Below are 16,915 nucleotides of genomic sequence, written 5' to 3'. Positions count from 1 at the left end.
TCGTAATCCTGGGCCTGATTATCGATTGTTTTGTGCTGAGCCCTGATTGCGTTTAGACGCATCCGGAACCAGACGATAAAAGGTTTCGCCCGGCTTAGTCATACTGAGTTCATTGCGTGCGCGTTCCTCAATCGCCTCCTGCCCGCCATTGAGGTCATCAATTTCAGCAAAGAGTTGATCGTTTCGCGCCTTAAGTTTGGCATTTGTTGCCTGCTGAGCCGCGACGTCATCACTTACCCGGCTATAGTCGTGCAGTCCGTTCTTACCGAACCACAGCGAATATTGCAGCCAGACCAGCAAAGCCAGCAACAGCAGCGTTAGTTTACCCATCCTGCCCCCTGAAAAAACGGCATCATCATCCCATAACTTTCCGTTCGACTCTACTCCGGGGTTTTAATTATGTCGCACGTTAGCCCATCAGCCATAAAAACAGCAGACCAAACATCACCACAACGGTCGTCATCGTGATAACCGTACTATACAGGAGCCTGCCATTGAAGAGGGAGTGCAGCGCAATCCCCACCACCACCGCGACAGGCATTAGCGCCAGGAAGAAGGGCCAGGTGTAGAGGAAAAAGAACAGCGTGTTGCCGCCGTATATCAGAAAAGGGATACCCAGCGCGAGTAGCCACGCAAAAAAACCGACAATGGCCCCAGGAAAAGACCAGGTCGTCTCGTCGTCGGTCGCTAACGGCTCCGACCCGGTGGTAATAATGTAATTTTCACTGTTGCGCATAGCTAATCCTGTGACCGTGACTCATCGCTCGGGAAGACAGCGCCCGAACGATACCGTCTCAGGATCTGATAATATCGTCCCGTCTGAGCAGGTCTAATAATTGGCTTACCAAATTTGTTACCAATTGTTGACCTTCCAGGTGAATTTCAGGCGATTCAGGCGCTTCGTATACCGAGTCAATGCCGGTAAAGTTTCGCAGTTCACCCGCTCGGGCTTTCTTATACAGCCCTTTCGGATCGCGTGCTTCGCAAATTTCCAGTGGGGTATCGACAAACACTTCGATAAAGCGATCGTGACCCACGCGCTCACGTACCATCTGACGTTCGGCACGATGAGGTGAGATAAACGCGGTCAGCACCACCAGCCCGGCATCCGCCATTAGGCTGGCGACTTCACCCACCCGGCGGATATTCTCTTTGCGGTCTTGATCGCTAAACCCTAAATCGCTGCACAGGCCGTGACGCACGTTATCGCCATCCAGCAGGTAAGTGCTTACGCCCTGCTGGTGTAGCGCCTCCTCCAGCGCGCCCGCCACCGTGGATTTACCGGAGCCGGAAAGCCCGGTAAACCACAGCACAACCCCACGGTGGCCGTGGAGTTGCTCACGCTGAGCGACGGTGACCGGATGAGGATGCCAGACGACGTTCTCATCATGGGCGGCCATTACTTGCCTCCCAGCAGATCGCGTGCGCCCCAGTGCGGGAAGTGCTTGCGCACCAGCGCGTTCAGCTCCAGCTCAAAGGCGCTGAATTCAGACACGGCGGTAGCCTGTTCATTTGGCTCACGCACCATGCCAGCCCCAACGGTCACGTTGGTCAGTCTGTCGATAAAGATCAGCCCGCCGGTTACCGGGTTTTGCTGATACTGATCCAGCACCAGCGGCTCGTCGAAGGTCAGATCCACGAGCCCGATACCATTCAATGGCAGCTCGCTCACTTCGCGCCGGGTCAGGTTATTGATGTCCACCTGGAACTGAATGCCATCCACGCGGGCGCGGGTTTTCTTGCCCGCAATTTTAATGTCGTAGCTCTGGCCTGCGGTCAGCGGCTGTTCGGCCATCCATACCACATCTACGGCAGCGCCCTGCACCGCGGTCAGCGTTTCTTGCGCGTCCACCAGCAGATCGCCGCGGCTGATATCAATCTCATCCTTCAGCACCAGGGTGACGGCTTCACCGGCACCGGCTTCCTGTAAATCGCCATCGAAGGTGACGATCCGGGCAATGGCAGATTCCACGCCAGACGGCAGCACTTTCACGCGCTGGCCAACGTGCACCGTTCCGGAAGCGAGAGTCCCGGAGAAACCGCGGAAATCAAGGTTCGGACGGTTAACGTACTGCACCGGGAAGCGCATCGGCTGGGTATCAACCACACGCTGGATTTCAACGGTTTCCAGCACTTCCAGCAGCGTCGGGCCGCTGTACCACGGCATGCTCGCACTCTGGGAAGCCACGTTATCCCCTTCCAGTGCTGAGAGCGGTACAAAGCGAATATCCAGATTGCCCGACAGTTGTTCGGCAAAGGTCAGATACTCTTCACGAATACGGTTGAAGGTCTCTTCGCTGTAACCAACGAGATCCATTTTATTGATCGCCACCACCAGGTGTTTGATCCCCAGCAGCGTGGAGATGAAGCTGTGGCGACGGGTCTGATCCAGCACGCCTTTACGGGCGTCGATCAGCAGGATCGCCAGCTCACAGGTCGAGGCTCCGGTCGCCATATTGCGGGTGTACTGCTCATGCCCCGGCGTGTCGGCAATAATAAATTTGCGCTTCTCGGTAGAGAAGTAACGATAGGCCACGTCGATAGTGATGCCCTGCTCGCGCTCCGCCTGCAGGCCATCCACCAGCAGGGCAAGGTCGAGCTTTTCACCCTGCGTACCGTGGCGCTTACTGTCGTTGTGCAGAGAAGAGAGCTGATCTTCATAAATCTGACGCGTGTCGTGCAGCAGGCGGCCAATCAGGGTACTTTTCCCGTCATCCACGCTGCCGCAGGTCAGAAAACGCAGCAGGCTTTTGTGCTGTTGCGCGTGCAGATAGGCTTCAACGCCGCCTTCATTGGCAATTTGTTGTGCAATCGTAGTGTTCATGGCGGCTCCTTAGAAATAACCCTGACGTTTCTTCAGCTCCATGGAGCCTGCCTGGTCGCGGTCAATCACGCGCCCTTGTCGCTCGCTGGTGGTTGATACCAGCATCTCTTCGATGATCTCCGGCAGCGTCTGCGCACTGGATTCCACCGCGCCGGTCAGCGGCCAGCAGCCGAGGGTACGGAAACGCACCATCTGTTTTTTGATCACTTCGCCTGGCTGGAGGTCGATGCGATCGTCGTCGATCATCATCAGCATGCCGTCGCGCTCCAGCACCGGACGCTCAGCCGCCAGATACAGCGGAACGATCTCGATATTTTCCAGGTAGATATACTGCCAGATATCCAGCTCGGTCCAGTTAGAGAGCGGGAAAACGCGGATACTTTCGCCTTTGTTAATCTGGCCGTTGTAGTTGTGCCACAGCTCCGGGCGCTGGTTTTTTGGGTCCCAGCGGTGGAAACGATCGCGGAAGGAGTAGATACGCTCTTTCGCACGGGATTTCTCTTCGTCACGGCGCGCACCGCCGAAAGCCGCATCAAAACCGTATTTGTTCAGCGCCTGCTTCAGCCCTTCAGTTTTCATGATATCAGTGTGCTTGGCGCTGCCGTGGACGAACGGGTTAATACCCATCGCCACCCCTTCCGGGTTTTTGTGCACCAGCAGCTCACAGCCGTAGGCTTTGGCGGTACGGTCGCGGAATTCGTACATTTCGCGGAATTTCCAGCCGGTATCCACGTGCAGCAGCGGGAACGGCAGCGTACCCGGATAAAACGCTTTACGCGCCAGATGCAGCATGACGCTGGAATCTTTACCGATGGAGTACATCATCACCGGGTTAGAGAACTCGGCAGCCACTTCGCGGATAATATGGATGCTTTCCGCTTCGAGTTGCCGCAGGTGAGTAAGTCGTTTTTGGTCCATAACCGTTCCTTAAGCCAGATTCACCACAGAGGAGCCAAACCCCTCTGAGTCTGTTGTATGTTGAAACCAGGCGAGCGTGCTGTGCAGCCGCACCACTTCACCGACCAAGATCAGGGCGGGCATCGGGGCGTCTTTCGCCAGGTGTGCAAGGTCTTGTAGTGTGCCGGTAGCAACAGTCTGATCGACGCGCGTACCGCGTGAGATCACGGCCACGGGCGTGGTTGCCTCGCGACCGTGCTGAATAAGCTGTTCGCTGATATCCGCCGCTTTCATCGTGCCCATATAGATGGCAAGCGTTTGTCGGCTTCGGGCGAGATGTGACCAGTCAAACGGCGTGCTGTCGGCTTTGTAGTGGCCGGTTACAAAAGTTACGCTCTGAGCGTAATCGCGATGAGTCAGCGGGATACCGGCATAAGCCGTCACTGCTGACGCCGCTGTGATGCCAGGCACAACCTGGAACGGTACGCCAGCTTCTGCTGCCGCCTGCAGTTCTTCACCGCCGCGGCCAAAGATGAACGGATCGCCACCTTTCAGGCGCACCACGGTTTTGCCCGCTTTCGCTGCGGCAATCAGCATTTGATTGGTGTCGTGCTGCGGCACGGAGTGCTCGCCCGCCCGCTTGCCGACGCAAATTTGTTCGGCGTCGCGACGAATCAGCTCACGCACGGCATCGGTGACCAGATGATCGTAAAAGACGACGTCGGCCTGCTGAATAACCTGCAGGCCGCGCAGGGTGAGTAACCCCGCGTCACCAGGGCCTGCTCCCACCAGAATAATTTCCCCCTGCGACGGCTCCGACTGTGACAACGACGCCTCAAGCACCTGTTCGGCCTCACGTTCATTTCCCGCAGCCATCAGGCTGGCGAAACGACCACGAAAGGCCCGGTCCCAGAAACGGCGACGTCCGTCAGTGGTGTTAACCCGCGCTTTAAGCCGATCACGAAACTGTCCTGCCACTTCGGCCATACGCCCAAGGCGTGGCGGAAGCAGCGCTTCAATCTTCTCGCGCAGCAGACGCGCCAGAACAGGGGCATTTCCGCCGGAGGAGATGGCAACCAACAGCGGCGATCGATCGACAATCGACGGAAAGATAAACGAGCACAGCGGCGGATCATCCACCACATTCACCAGACGGTGGCGAACCTGCGCAGCTTCGGAGATCCGGCGGTTAAGTTCACGATCGCTGGTAGCCGCAATCACCAGCACCACATTGTCGATTTGCGATTCTGCGAAATCCGCGTCTTCGACCACCTGCACCTTCGCACCTGCGCGATGGAGGAATGCGATTTTGCGATCGGCAATTTCGCCCGTACCCACCACCAGTACAGGTCTCTCTTTAATCGCGGCAAATAAGGGCAGAAAGTCCACAAGCTACAACTCACTAACAACCAGGAATAGTGGGACTATAGGGGGCGGCTTAGATCGAATGAAATTACGAATTGGAATGAGTAGTTACTCAATGGAATAACGCCCTGAAAAAGCAAATATCAAAAAGTGCTTAACGTTCGAAATTTCGGGCATTTAAGAGCAATTCAAATTGTGTCTACACGATCACAGTTTCATACTAAGCGAGTTAAAATTTTGCTCTGTTTTTAAGGACTCACTATGTTTTCCGCAACGCGCCACCGATACGCAGCCCTGGCGCTCGGCGTTTGCTTTATCTTTCCGGTTCAGGCAAAAAATCAACCGTATGGTGAAATCGCCAATATGCAGGCGCGGCATATTGCGACAGTATTCCCAGGCCGAATGACCGGAACGCCTGCAGAGATGCTTTCCGCCGACTATATTCGCCAGCAGTTTGCGGAGATGGGCTACCAGAGCGATATTCGCTCATTTCACAGCCGCTACATTTATACCTCACGTAATAAAACGCAAAACTGGCATAACGTGACCGGCAGTACCGTTATTGCGGCACACGAAGGTAAAACCGCGCAGCAGATTATTATTCTGGCGCACCTGGATACCTTCGCGCCGTTGAGCGACACCGATACCGACAATAATCTCGGCGGGCTGACGCTACAGGGAATAGATGATAACGCGGCGGGTCTGGGCGTGATGTTAGAGCTGGCCGAGCGCATGAAAAATATTCCGACGAAATACGGCATTCGCTTTATTGCGACCAGCGGTGAAGAAGAGGGAAAACTCGGCGCTGAGAATCTCCTTAAGCGTATGAGTGCTGAAGAGAAGAAAAATACACTGCTGGTAATTAACCTCGATAATCTTATCGTGGGCGATAAACTCTATTTCAATAGCGGACAACGTACGCCGAGCAGCGTGCGTAAATTAACCCGCGATCGGGCGCTGGCGATTGCGCGCAGCCACGGAGTTTATGCCACCACCAATCCTGGCGGAAACCCGGATTACCCAAAAGGCACGGGATGTTGTAACGACGGGGAAGTGTTCGATAAAGCCGGTATTCCGGTGCTGTACGTTGAGGCCACCAACTGGACGCTGGGTAAGAAAGATGGCTACCAGCAGCGCGCCAAATCGAAAGCCTTCCCGGACGGGACAAGCTGGCACGACGTGAGGTTGGATAATCTGCAGCACATCGATAGCGCACTGCCGCAGCGGATTGAGCACCGCAGCCGGGATGTGGTGAAAGTGATGCTACCGCTGGTGAAGGAGCTGGCGAAAGCGGGAAAAGCCTGATGTAGTTAAGCCCGGTGGCGGCTACGCCTTACCGGGCCTACGTTTCGTGCCTTTGTAGGCCCGGTAAGCGCAGCGCCACCGGGCGAAAAGACATCACCCTTCGTGCAACCCGCACTCGCGCTTCAATCCAAAGAATCGCGTCTCTTCTTCCGCCATTCCCGGTTCCCATTTACGCGTGGTGTGGGTATCGCCCACAGACAGATACCCCTGATCCCACAGAGGATGGTACTTCAGCCCGTGTTTTTGCAGGTACTGGTACACCGTGCGGTTATCCCAGTCGATAATCGGCAGCACTTTGAATACTCCACGCTGCACCGCCAGCACCGGTAGCGTCGCCCGGCTGCCGGACTGCTCACGACGCAGGCCCGCAAACCAGGTCTGCGCGTTCAGCTCTTTCAGCGCCCGGTTCATCGGCTCGACTTTGTTGATCTCATTGTATTTCTCAATGCCTTCAACGCCCTGCTCCCACAGTTTGCCGTAGCGCGCCTCCTGCCAGGCCGCACTCTGCTCTGCGCGGTAGACTTTCAGATTCAGCTTGAGCTTGTCCGTTAGCTCGTCGATAAACTGGTAGGTTTCCGGGAACAGATAGCCGGTATCGGTGAGGATCACCGGAATGTCCGGGCGGATCTGATTCACCAGATGCAAGCTGACAGCCGCCTGAATACCAAAGCTCGACGAGAGCACATAGTCACCCGGCAGGTTTTCCAGCGCCCACGCCACGCGCCCTTCGGCGTCGAGCTTTTCCAGATGGGCGTTGGTTTCTGCCAGCGCCAGGATGCGTTCGACTTTTGGCAGGTCATTAAGGGCGGTTAGATCGAGTACGGACATAAGAACCTCACTTGCCTGTTTTGCCGGGCGGCACTGCGTTTGCCCGGCCTACAACACCTGTTAAACCGTCGGGATATTACTCCCAGAAATCCCTTGCGGGATCGAGCACCGGGCGAATGATGCCCGCACGCACCGTAAAGTCGCCGAAGCCTTCACCCGCTTCGCGCTCTTTTGCCCAGCGCCCGACAAGCTCATCGATAGATTCAAGAATTTCCGGTTCCGTGATGTTTTCGCGGTACATACGCGGAATACGTGTGCCCATACGGTTGCCGCCAAGATGCACGTTGTAGCGACCCGGTGCTTTACCGACCAGGCCCAGTTCTGCCAGCATCGCGCGGCCACAGCCGTTCGGGCAGCCCGTCACGCGCATCACGATATGTTCGTCAGGGATACCGTGTTTTTCCAGGATCGTTTCCACTTTGTCGGTGAACGACGGCAGGAAGCGTTCGGCTTCGGCCATCGCCAGCGGGCAGGTCGGGAACGACACGCAGGCCATAGAGTTTTCACGTTGCGGTTTCACCGCATTCATTAACCCGTGATCGCGCGCCAGTTTCTCGATCTTCGCCTTCTGGCTCTCCGGCACACCAGCAATGATCAGGTTCTGGTTAGCAGTAATGCGAAACTCGCCTTTATGGATCTTAGCAATTTCCAGCAGCCCGGTTTTCAGCGGACGGCCGGGATAATCCAGAATGCGGCCATTTTCGATAAACAGCGTCAGGTGCCATTTATTGTCGATGCCTTTTACCCAGCCAATGCGATCGCCGCGACCGGTGAATTCGTAAGGGCGGATCGGCTCAAACTTGATGCCCGCACGACGCTCCACCTCTTCTTTGAACGTCTCAACGCCCACGCGCTCCAGCGTGTATTTGGTTTTCGCGTTTTTACGGTCGGTACGGTTGCCCCAGTCGCGCTGGGTCGTGACCACCGCTTCCGCCACGGCCAGCGTGTGTTCGAGCGGCAGGAAGCCGAACTCGCTCGCGGTACGGGCGTAGGTTTTCTTGTTACCGTGCTCAATGGACAAACCACCGCCCACCAGCAGGTTGAAGCCGACCAGCTTGCCGTTTTCCGCAATCGCCACAAAGTTCATGTCGTTGGCGTGCAGATCGATGTCGTTCTGCGGCGGGATCACCACCGTGGTTTTGAACTTACGCGGCAGATAGGTCTGGCCGAGGATCGGTTCTTCGTCAGTGGTGGCGACTTTTTCCTGATCGAGCCAGATCTCCGCATAGGCGCGGGTGCGCGGCAGCAGGTGCTCAGAGATCTTCTTCGCCCATTCATAGGCTTCGGCATGCAGCTCAGACTCAAACGGGTTCGAGGTGCAGAGCACGTTGCGGTTCATGTCGTTGGCGGTCGCCAGCGCGTCCAGTCCAACCGAGTGCAGCATCTGGTGTACCGGCTTCACGTTCTTCTTCAGAATGCCGTGGAACTGGAAGGTCTGACGGTTGGTCAGACGGATGCTGCCGTAAATCGTGTTTTCACCGGCAAACTTGTCGATCGCCTGCCACTGTCTGGTGGTGATGATCCCGCCCGGCAGACGGCAGCGCAGCAGCATCGCGTGGCGCGGCTCCAGCTTCTGTTCAGCACGTTCGGCGCGAATATCGCGGTCGTCCTGCTGGTACATACCGTGGAAACGGATCAGCAGGAAGTTGTCGCCTTTGAAACCGCCGGTCAGACCGTCATTTAAATCTTCGGCAATGGTGCCGCGCAGGTAGTTGCTTTCCAGCTTCATGCGTTCGGCGTCAGACAGTTTGCCTTCGACCACCAGTGGGCCTGGATGTTTTTCGCTCATTAGTAGACATCTCGCTGATAACGGCGCTCAACGCGCAGCTCACTTAAAAATTCATCCGCCGTTTCGGCATCCATACCGCCGAATTCGGCAATCACTTCCAGCAACGCCTGCTCAACGTCTTTCGCCATGCGATTGGCGTCGCCGCAGACGTAAATGTGGGCACCGTCATTGATCCAGCGCCACAGCTCTGCGCCCTGTTCGCGCAGTTTGTCTTGTACGTATACTTTTTCTTTTTGGTCACGGGACCAGGCCAGATCGATGCGGGTCAGCACGCCCTCTTTCACGTAACGCTGCCACTCCACCTGGTAGAGGAAATCTTCTGTAAAGTGTGGGTTGCCGAAGAAGAGCCAGTTTTTGCCTGGCGCGTCATCTGCGGCACGCTGCTGCATAAAAGCGCGGAACGGTGCAATACCGGTTCCCGGACCAATCATAATGACCGGTGTTTCCGGGTTCGCTGGCAGACGGAAATTGTCGTTGTGCTCGATAAAGACGCGGACTTCGCCGTCTTCCTCTACGCGGTCAGCCAGGAAGCTCGACGCACCACCCGCACGCGGGCGGCCTTCGATGTCGTAACGCACCACACCGACGGTGATGTGCACTTCGCTTTCCACTTCGGCCTGCGAGGAGGCAATGGAGTAAAGACGCGGTGTCAGCGGACGCAGCAGGCCGATCAGGGCTTCCGCATCCAGCTGAGCTGGCGAGAAACGTACCATATCGACAATTGGCGTCGTTGCCGCGTAATGCTGCAGTTTCGCTTTATCACCCACTAATGGCAGCAGCGATTCGCTGCGCGTTAACGTGGCGTAGTTTTCCACAATATTGGCGGTATTCACCGTCAGCTCGAAATGCCACTGCAGCGCTTCGGAGAGCGGCAGCGTTTTGCCCTCAATGGTGACTGGCTCCGTGCCTTTCAGCCACAGCAGCTCAACCAGTTCTTTCACCAGTGCCGGATCGTTCTGATACCAGACGCCCAGCGCATCGCCAGGCTGATAACGCAGGCCGGAATCACCGAGATCGATCTCAATATGGCGGATGTCTTTTTCCGAATCGCGGCCGGTGATTTTCTGATTCACCGACAGGCTCGCCGCCAGCGGAGCCTCTTTGGTGTAAGGGCTGGTGTGGATCTCATTGACAGTGCCCGCTGCGGTAACGGCGGCCTGTGCTGGCGTCTCTTTCGGGACGCGGGCTTTCAGTACCTCAACGATGCGTGCACGCCATTCCGCGGCAGCCGCCTGGTATTCAACATCCGCATCTACACGGTCCAGCAGGCGCTCTGCGCCCAGCTCCGCCAGCTTGCTGTCAAAATCTTTACCGGACTGGCAGAAGAATTCATAGGAGGTGTCACCCAGGCCGAATACGGCAAAGGCGGTGCCATCCAGTTTGGGGGCTTTTTTCGAGAACAGGAACTTGTGCAACGCCACCGCTTCTTCTGCGGGTTCACCTTCCCCTTGCGTTGAGGCGACAACCACCAGCAGTTTTTCTGACGCGATTTGCTTAAATTTATACTCCCCGGCATTCACCAGGTTCACGTTCAGTTTGGCGGCGAGCAGGTCATCACGCAGCGCTTCCGCCACGCGGCGGGCGTTGCCCGTTTGTGAGGCGGAGATCAGCGTAATGGCAGGAATTTCAACGGCCGTTGCCGGTGCGCCAGCCACGGCACCAGGCTGCTGGTTGAGCATTCCCCAGAAATAGCCGGAAACCCAGGCAAGCTGAGTGGGTGAAAAATCAGTGGTCGCGGCCTGAAGGCGCGCCAGTTGCTCCGGGTTCAGGGGAAGCAAATTTGAAGGTGGGGCCTGTGTTGTCATGCGTCGTTATGTTCCAGTAGCAAAGCGGAATTTAAGCGAATAAATCCAAACTGAAGATAAGGTTAACGGCGGGGATAATAACAATTAAAGAAGGGATGGAAATAATAAATAACCAAAAGGACTAACCTCTTTTAGTTATCGTTCTTAACGGTAAAACAGATTAATTAACTTGTTGAAATTTAAATAGAATAAATGAAGGAAAGGCCTCATAAACGGCGTTCCGGTATCAGAGCCGTTTTAGTTAATGATAAAAATTGTGCTTTCCGGTACTATGCGGCGGTTTTTTCCGCATTACTGAGAGCGATGATGTCCACCACACTGTTTAAAGATTTCACCTTCGAAGCCGCCCATCACCTTCCGCATGTCCCTGAAGGGCATAAATGTGGCCGCCTGCACGGGCACTCGTTTATGGTGCGTCTTGAGATCACCGGTGAAGTCGATCCGCATACCGGTTGGATCATGGACTTTGCTGAACTGAAGGCCGCGTTTAAGCCAACCTACGATCGTCTGGATCACTACTATCTGAATGACATTCCGGGTCTTGAGAACCCGACCAGCGAAGTGCTGGCAAAATGGATTTGGGATCAGATGAAACCGCTGGTGCCGCTGCTGAGCGCGGTGATGATCAAAGAGACCTGCACCGCAGGCTGTGTGTATCGCGGAGAATGATGCTTGCCGGGTGGCGGCTTCGCCTTACCCGGCCGGCAAAAGCCTCGAACCGCAGGCCCGGTAAGCGGGAGCGCCACCGGGCTTTTTTAGGCAATATTCAGGTACTTGTGCGTCTGCATCGACAACCGCCAGTTGCGGGCGATACAGGTTTCAATGCACAGACGCGTCGCATCGTCTTTCTGGCTGATCGGCTGTAGCGCAATCACGCGCTGTTTTTCGTCCGTCAGCGTCGCCAGCAACTCATCCAGCGCTTCAATATCACGCACGCGGCCGACCGGGTGTTTGATCTCATCTGCACGCTCCAGCGCCTGAGAAAGCACGTCATACCCGCCGCGCATATTCACCTTTGGCGACACCGTCACCCACGTGGAGTGGGAGCAGCGCACTTCATGAGTACCGCTGGTTTCGATCTGACAGCTATAACCGTTTTTTTCAAGCAGTTCGGTCAGCGGCATCAGGTCGTGGATGCAGGGCTCACCGCCGGTGATCACTACATGGCGAGCCGTCCAGCCCTGACGACCAATGATGGCCAGCAGATCTTCCGGGCTGCCTGCCCCCCACTTATCACTCTCTTTGGTTTTCGCCAGAATGCTAAACAGCGACACTTCCCGATCTGCGAGTTTATCCCACGTATGTTTGGTATCACACCAGGCACAGCCAACCGGGCATCCCTGTAAACGAATAAAGATAGCGGGAACGCCGGTAAAGTAACCCTCGCCTTGCAGGGTCTGGAACATCTCGTTAATCGGGTACTGCATAGTCATCTCAGTTAAGGGGATAAACGATAAGTATCGCAGATCCCCGCCGGATGGTCATGCTCCATCGGTGCTTTGCGCGACAATCGCCGCCATAAACCGTTCCGTAATTTGCTGCGGACGGGTGATGGCTCCCCCGACAACCACCGCATGCGCCCCAAGCGCCAGACATCTGGCCGCGCGCTCGGGAGTATCCACGTTGCCTTCGGCAATCACCGGGATCGTGACGGCAGCCAGTACCGCTTTCAGTAACCCGCAGTCATTCTCCGGAAGCGAATGGCCTGCGGTCTCCGCCGTATAGCCGTAAAGCGTGGTCCCGACACAATCAAAGCCGAGTGCCTGCGCCGTCACGGCCTCCTGCACGGTGGAAATATCCGCCATCAGCAGCAGCGAGGGGTAACGGGCGCGGATCTGCGCGACCAACGTTTCCAGAGTTCCCCCACCGGGACGCTTCCGGGCGGTCGCATCCAGCGCGATGATGTCCGGGGTGACCGCCATGAGCTCATCGACTTCCTTCATCGTCGCGGTGATGAACACCTCGCTATCCGGATAGTCCCGTTTGATGATCCCGATGATCGGCAGCGAGACCTGCCCCTTGATGGCTTCGATATCCACCACGCTGTTGGCGCGGATCGCCGCAGCCCCGCCCTGCGCCGCCGCCAGCGCCATTCTCGACATAATAAACGGGCTGTGCAGCGGTTCGTTTTCCAGCGCCTGACAGGAGACGACCAGTTTTCCCTTCAGGTTATCCAGTACAGTTTTCATTACGATAAGATCTCTTCCACTTCATTTTTGATAATGGTGACGTGCGGGCCATAAATGACCTGAACACCGTTACCGCGCACGATGACGCCGCGCGCGCCAGTCGCTTTTAATGCCGCTTCATTCACTTTGCTACCGTCTTTCACCGTGACGCGAAGGCGCGTGGCGCAGCAGTCAACGTCATCCAGATTGTCTCTGCCGCCTAATCCGGCAATCACCGCCGTGGCGCGGTCGCTTTGCGGCAGGGTAACCTCGTCAGCCACCGCCTCCTTTTCACGGCCCGGCGTGGCAAAATCAAAACGGTTAATCAGATAGCGGAAGGTGAAGTAGTAAAGGAAGAACCACGGCACGCCCATCAGCGGGACGAACATCCAGTTGGTTTTTGCCTCACCCTGCAGAATGCCGAACAGCACGAAATCAATAAAACCGCCGGAGAAAGTCTGTCCGATGGTGATGTGCAGCATGTGCGCGAGCATGAACGCCAGCCCGTCGAATACCGCATGAATGACGTACAGCACCGGCGCAATAAACAGGAATGAGAACTCGATGGGCTCAGTAATTCCCGTCAGGAAAGAGGTTAACGCCGCTGAAAGCAGCAGCCCCGCAACGCGCTTTTTATTCTCGGGTTTTGCCGTGTGGTACATCGCGAGGCAAGCACCCAGCAGACCAAACATCATCGTAATAAAGCGCCCGGACATGAAGCGCGATGTGCCCTCATAGAAATGCTGCGTGTTCGGGTCGGCAAGCTGGGCGAAGAAGATCCGCTGTGTGCCCTCAACCAGATGGCCGTTGACGATTTCACTGCCGCCAAGCGCGGTGGTCCAGAACGGAAGATAGAAGATGTGGTGCAGACCAAACGGGCCAAGCATGCGCAGGATGAAGCCGTACAGCAAGGTGCCCAGATAGCCGGTGGCATCCACCAGCCCGCCGAGGCCAAAGATCAGCTTCTGGAAATGCGGCCAGACTACCGTCATGAGAGCCCCGACGAGTATCGCCGCCAGCGAGCTGATAATGGGGACAAAGCGTGAGCCGCCAAAGAAGCCGAGGAACTGCGGAAGCGCAATTTTGTTGAAGCGATGATGGAGCGCGCAGGTCACCAGTCCAATGACCACGCCGCCAAACACGCCGGTTTCCAGCGTCTGAATGCCCAGCGTCATGCCCTGCCCCACAGCACCCGGATTTTCAAGCGCCAGCTTCCCGGTCAGGATCAGCAGGGCGTTGATGGTGGCATTCATCACCAGAAACGCGAGCAGCGCCGCCAGCCCGGCCGTGCCTTTATCATTTTTGGCCAACCCGACGGCAACCCCAACGGCAAACAGCACGGAGAGATTTGCAAATACAATCGAACCCGCACTGCTCATAATGGTGAAGATGGCCTGCAGCCAGGCTACGTCTAAAAACGGATAAGCCGTGAGCGTGTTGGGGTTCGACAGCGCCCCGCCGATCCCCAGTAGCAGCCCCGCCGCCGGCAAAACGGCAATGGGCAACATAAAAGATTTGCCAAAGCGCTGCGCTTTTTCAAACCATCCGCCGGAAGAAGCTCCGCTGAACATGTGCATCATTTTTTCATCCCCCTGGTATAATGATGAAAATTTTTACCATAATTTAATGTTAAAGTGAAAATTACCATCAAAAACCAGGAGGCGGATCATACTTTTTCGAAATGACTGGCATCTTTCCCCCGCTTTCCGCCACACTAGCCGACAGAGAAACGTATTAAGGATCTAGCATGTCAGACCATGAAAACCTGCTGCTGAAGCTACGCCAGGAGGCTTCCGGGTATAGCCCTACACAACAAAAACTGGGGGAGTTTGTTCTCAACGATCCTGCGCGGGTGCTCTACCTGACGATCACCGAGCTGGCGCGTGAGAGCCAAACCAGCGAGGCCAGCGTGACGCGTCTTTGCCGGACGCTGGGGTGTAAGGGATATAACGAATTCAAAATGGCGCTGGCGCTGGATATCCAGCAGGGTCAGCCCGCACGTCAGGCCGGGGATGAAATTGATAACGTGGTGGATGAGTCGGTGCAGGCTCTGCAGGATACCGCCAGACTCCTCGACAGAACGCTGCTGGAAAAAGCGGCGCTGGCTCTGCATCAGGCGAAGTCGGTGCAGATTTATGGGGTAGCAGCCAGCGCGATCCTCGGTGAGTATCTGCACTATAAGCTGTTGCGACTGGGCAAACCTGCACAGCTTTTTAGCGATATGCACCGCGCAGCCATGAATGCGACAACGCTCTCTAAAGAGACGCTGGTTGTGGCCATTTCAAGCTCTGGCTCAACGCGGGACTTACTCCATGTCGTGAAACTTGCGCGCAAACGCGGTGTTCAGGTTCTGGCGCTCAGCAATACGCCACGAAGCCCTCTGGCTTCCCTTAGCGACATGCAACTGGTTGCAGCCAAGCCAGAGGGGCCACTCAGCGCGGGTGCGCTCAACGCTAAAGTTGGCGTCATGCTGCTGGTCGAGTTGCTTACCACTTCACTTATCGCAATCGATAGCCATTATGGTGACGTTAGCCAACAAACCGCCAGCGCCACATTGCCGCTTCTGCTATAGAAAATAAAAAACCCGCCGAAGCGGGTTTTTTTAGAAGAACGAAAGTTCAGGCTTATGCCTGGCCTTTGATCTCTTTACGGCCGTTGTATGGTGCTTTTTCGCCCAGCGCTTCTTCGATACGAATCAGCTGGTTGTATTTAGCAACACGGTCAGAACGGCTCATAGAACCAGTTTTGATCTGGCCTGCAGCAGTACCCACAGCCAGGTCAGCGATGGTCGCGTCTTCAGTTTCGCCAGAACGGTGAGAGATAACAGCAGTGTAGCCAGCGTCTTTCGCCATCTTGATTGCAGCCAGCGTTTCGGTCAGAGAACCGATCTGGTTGAATTTGATCAGGATGGAGTTAACGATGCCTTTCTCGATGCCTTCTTTCAGGATCTTGGTGTTGGTTACGAACAGATCGTCACCAACCAGCTGAATTTTGTCGCCCAGCACTTTGGTCTGGTATGCGAAACCATCCCAGTCAGACTCGTCCAGACCGTCTTCGATAGAAACGATTGGGTACTGTTTGGTCAGGTCTTCCAGGAAGTGGGTGAACTCTTCGGAGGTGAACGCTTTGTTGCCTTCGCCAGCCAGAACGTATTTACCGTCTTTGTAGAATTCAGACGCTGCACAGTCCATCGCCAGGGTGATGTCTTTGCCCAGCTCGTAGCCAGCAGCTTTAACCGCTTCAGCGATTACAGCCAGTGCTTCTGCGTTAGAACCCAGGTTTGGCGCGTAGCCACCTTCGTCACCCACAGCAGTGTTCATACCTTTAGCTTTCAGAACCTTAGCCAGGTTGTGGAACACTTCAGAACCCATACGTACAGCTTCTTTCAGGGATTTCGCGCCAACTGGCTGAATCATGAATTCCTGAATATCAACGTTGTTGTCTGCGTGCTCACCACCGTTGATGATGTTCATCATTGGTACAGGCATGGAGTATTTGCCTGGGGTGCCGTTCAGTTCAGCGATGTGTTCGAACAGTGGCATGCCTTTAGCGGCAGCGGCTGCTTTGGCGTTCGCCAGGGAAACCGCCAGGATTGCGTTCGCACCGAAGTTAGATTTGTTTTCAGTACCGTCCAGATCGATCATGATCTTGTCGATGCCAGCCTGGTCTTTAGCGTCTTTACCCAGGATTGCCTGAGCAATAGGACCGTTTACAGCGCCAACAGCTTTCAGTACGCCTTTGCCCAGGAAGCGGGATTTGTCGCCATCGCGCAGTTCCAGCGCTTCGCGGGAACCAGTAGAAGCACCTGATGGAGCAGCTGCCATACCGACGAAACCACCTTCCAGATGAACTTCAGCTTCAACGGTCGGGTTACCACGGGAGTCGATGATTTCACGACCGATGACTTTAACGATTTTGGACATTAGATTTTCCT

Annotated in this window: 16 protein-coding genes; 3 read left to right on the top strand and 13 right to left on the bottom strand. The window is 55.7% G+C overall.

All coding sequences use genetic code 11. From position 1 onward, the window contains the following. Positions 1-18: 18 nt before the first annotated feature. From ftsB to cysG, 6 genes are all read right to left on the bottom strand, one after another. A complete protein-coding gene (gene ftsB, locus ABGB15_RS04980; protein WP_003862095.1) occupies positions 19-330 on the bottom strand; it encodes a cell division protein FtsB in 312 nt (103 codons plus the stop codon). A 79-nt stretch (positions 331-409) separates the two neighbouring features. Continuing rightward, a complete protein-coding gene (locus ABGB15_RS04975; protein WP_152082044.1) occupies positions 410-736 on the bottom strand; it encodes a DUF3561 family protein in 327 nt (108 codons plus the stop codon). A 58-nt stretch (positions 737-794) separates the two neighbouring features. Then, complete coding sequence (cysC, locus tag ABGB15_RS04970) at positions 795-1,400, bottom strand: adenylyl-sulfate kinase (RefSeq protein ID WP_152082045.1); 606 nt, start codon at positions 1,398-1,400, stop codon at positions 795-797. Beyond that, a complete protein-coding gene (gene cysN, locus ABGB15_RS04965) occupies positions 1,400-2,824 on the bottom strand; it encodes a sulfate adenylyltransferase subunit CysN (RefSeq protein ID WP_152082046.1) in 1,425 nt (474 codons plus the stop codon). Before cysN ends, cysC begins: the two co-directional genes overlap by 1 nt. 9 nt (positions 2,825-2,833) lie before the next feature. Next, positions 2,834-3,742 carry a sulfate adenylyltransferase subunit CysD gene (cysD, locus tag ABGB15_RS04960; protein ID WP_006811770.1) on the bottom strand — a complete coding sequence of 303 codons (909 nt, stop codon included), beginning with the start codon at positions 3,740-3,742 and terminating at the stop codon, positions 2,834-2,836. A 9-nt stretch (positions 3,743-3,751) separates the two neighbouring features. Next, positions 3,752-5,110, bottom strand: coding sequence for a siroheme synthase CysG (gene cysG, locus ABGB15_RS04955; protein WP_215722598.1), 1,359 nt, complete (start codon positions 5,108-5,110; stop codon positions 3,752-3,754). 237 nt (positions 5,111-5,347) lie between these two features. Here cysG and ABGB15_RS04950 point away from each other — a divergent pair, with 237 nt between their 5' ends. Further along, on the top strand, positions 5,348-6,391 hold the full coding sequence (locus ABGB15_RS04950) for an aminopeptidase (RefSeq protein WP_152082048.1): 1,044 nt from the start codon (positions 5,348-5,350) through the stop codon (positions 6,389-6,391). Positions 6,392-6,484: 93 nt separating this feature from the next. Here ABGB15_RS04950 and cysH read toward each other — a convergent pair whose 3' ends face one another. From cysH to cysJ, 3 genes are all read right to left on the bottom strand, one after another. Beyond that, the gene (gene cysH, locus ABGB15_RS04945) at positions 6,485-7,219 is read right to left on the bottom strand and encodes a phosphoadenosine phosphosulfate reductase (protein ID WP_152082049.1); all 735 of its coding nucleotides are present in this window, start codon (positions 7,217-7,219) and stop codon (positions 6,485-6,487) included. Between the two features lie 76 nt (positions 7,220-7,295). Beyond that, positions 7,296-9,008, bottom strand: coding sequence for an assimilatory sulfite reductase (NADPH) hemoprotein subunit (gene cysI, locus ABGB15_RS04940; protein WP_152082050.1), 1,713 nt, complete (start codon positions 9,006-9,008; stop codon positions 7,296-7,298). Next, positions 9,008-10,813 carry an NADPH-dependent assimilatory sulfite reductase flavoprotein subunit gene (cysJ, locus tag ABGB15_RS04935; RefSeq protein ID WP_215722597.1) on the bottom strand — a complete coding sequence of 602 codons (1,806 nt, stop codon included), beginning with the start codon at positions 10,811-10,813 and terminating at the stop codon, positions 9,008-9,010. The genes cysI and cysJ overlap by 1 nt, the downstream gene beginning before the upstream one ends. Positions 10,814-11,116: 303 nt before the next feature. Between cysJ and queD the strand changes: the two genes are divergently transcribed. Next, positions 11,117-11,482, top strand: coding sequence for a 6-carboxytetrahydropterin synthase QueD (gene queD / locus ABGB15_RS04930; protein ID WP_167515535.1), 366 nt, complete (start codon positions 11,117-11,119; stop codon positions 11,480-11,482). Positions 11,483-11,568: 86 nt separating this feature from the next. Here the strand turns inward: queD and queE are convergent, their stop codons facing one another. The 3 genes from queE to ABGB15_RS04915 are packed head-to-tail and all read right to left on the bottom strand — an operon-like array spanning position 11,569 to position 14,561. Then, the gene (queE, locus tag ABGB15_RS04925) at positions 11,569-12,240 is read right to left on the bottom strand and encodes a 7-carboxy-7-deazaguanine synthase QueE (protein ID WP_148388027.1); all 672 of its coding nucleotides are present in this window, start codon (positions 12,238-12,240) and stop codon (positions 11,569-11,571) included. A gap of 54 nt (positions 12,241-12,294) precedes the next feature. After that, positions 12,295-13,002 carry an N-acetylmannosamine-6-phosphate 2-epimerase gene (locus ABGB15_RS04920; RefSeq protein ID WP_215722596.1) on the bottom strand — a complete coding sequence of 236 codons (708 nt, stop codon included), beginning with the start codon at positions 13,000-13,002 and terminating at the stop codon, positions 12,295-12,297. Continuing rightward, complete coding sequence (locus tag ABGB15_RS04915; RefSeq protein WP_215722595.1) at positions 13,002-14,561, bottom strand: maltose/glucose-specific PTS transporter subunit IIC; 1,560 nt, start codon at positions 14,559-14,561, stop codon at positions 13,002-13,004. Before ABGB15_RS04915 ends, ABGB15_RS04920 begins: the two co-directional genes overlap by 1 nt. Positions 14,562-14,728: 167 nt before the next feature. Between ABGB15_RS04915 and ABGB15_RS04910 the strand changes: the two genes are divergently transcribed. Beyond that, positions 14,729-15,553, top strand: a complete 825-nt coding sequence (locus ABGB15_RS04910) for a MurR/RpiR family transcriptional regulator (RefSeq protein ID WP_152082054.1) — start codon at positions 14,729-14,731, stop codon at positions 15,551-15,553. Between the two features lie 52 nt (positions 15,554-15,605). Here ABGB15_RS04910 and eno read toward each other — a convergent pair whose 3' ends face one another. Then, positions 15,606-16,904 carry a phosphopyruvate hydratase gene (gene eno, locus ABGB15_RS04905; protein WP_152082055.1) on the bottom strand — a complete coding sequence of 433 codons (1,299 nt, stop codon included), beginning with the start codon at positions 16,902-16,904 and terminating at the stop codon, positions 15,606-15,608. Positions 16,905-16,915 lie beyond the last annotated feature (11 nt).

It is taken from the genome of Enterobacter sp. MALB-1 (assembly GCF_041021625.1).
Taxonomy (GTDB): Bacteria; Pseudomonadota; Gammaproteobacteria; order Enterobacterales; family Enterobacteriaceae; genus Enterobacter; species Enterobacter oligotrophicus.
Note: the sequence above shows the minus strand (reverse complement) of the source record. Positions and strands in the feature narration are given on the sequence as shown.

Excerpts from the sequence above, each read along its gene's own strand:
- ABGB15_RS04950 (WP_152082048.1), top strand. The coding sequence starts at position 5,348 with ATGTTTTCCGCAACGCGCCACCGATACGCAGCCCTGGCGCTCGGCGTT.
- cysC (WP_152082045.1), bottom strand. The coding sequence starts at position 1,400 with ATGGCCGCCCATGATGAGAACGTCGTCTGGCATCCTCATCCGGTCACC.
- ABGB15_RS04920 (WP_215722596.1), bottom strand. The coding sequence starts at position 13,002 with ATGAAAACTGTACTGGATAACCTGAAGGGAAAACTGGTCGTCTCCTGT.
- cysI (WP_152082050.1), bottom strand. The coding sequence starts at position 9,008 with ATGAGCGAAAAACATCCAGGCCCACTGGTGGTCGAAGGCAAACTGTCT.
- cysD (WP_006811770.1), bottom strand. The coding sequence starts at position 3,742 with ATGGACCAAAAACGACTTACTCACCTGCGGCAACTCGAAGCGGAAAGC.
- queE (WP_148388027.1), bottom strand. The coding sequence starts at position 12,240 with ATGCAGTACCCGATTAACGAGATGTTCCAGACCCTGCAAGGCGAGGGT.
- ABGB15_RS04910 (WP_152082054.1), top strand. The coding sequence starts at position 14,729 with ATGTCAGACCATGAAAACCTGCTGCTGAAGCTACGCCAGGAGGCTTCC.
- ftsB (WP_003862095.1), bottom strand. The coding sequence starts at position 330 with ATGGGTAAACTAACGCTGCTGTTGCTGGCTTTGCTGGTCTGGCTGCAA.
- eno (WP_152082055.1), bottom strand. The coding sequence starts at position 16,904 with ATGTCCAAAATCGTTAAAGTCATCGGTCGTGAAATCATCGACTCCCGT.
- ABGB15_RS04915 (WP_215722595.1), bottom strand. The coding sequence starts at position 14,561 with ATGATGCACATGTTCAGCGGAGCTTCTTCCGGCGGATGGTTTGAAAAA.
- ABGB15_RS04975 (WP_152082044.1), bottom strand. The coding sequence starts at position 736 with ATGCGCAACAGTGAAAATTACATTATTACCACCGGGTCGGAGCCGTTA.
- queD (WP_167515535.1), top strand. The coding sequence starts at position 11,117 with ATGATGTCCACCACACTGTTTAAAGATTTCACCTTCGAAGCCGCCCAT.
- cysH (WP_152082049.1), bottom strand. The coding sequence starts at position 7,219 with ATGTCCGTACTCGATCTAACCGCCCTTAATGACCTGCCAAAAGTCGAA.
- cysN (WP_152082046.1), bottom strand. The coding sequence starts at position 2,824 with ATGAACACTACGATTGCACAACAAATTGCCAATGAAGGCGGCGTTGAA.
- cysJ (WP_215722597.1), bottom strand. The coding sequence starts at position 10,813 with ATGACAACACAGGCCCCACCTTCAAATTTGCTTCCCCTGAACCCGGAG.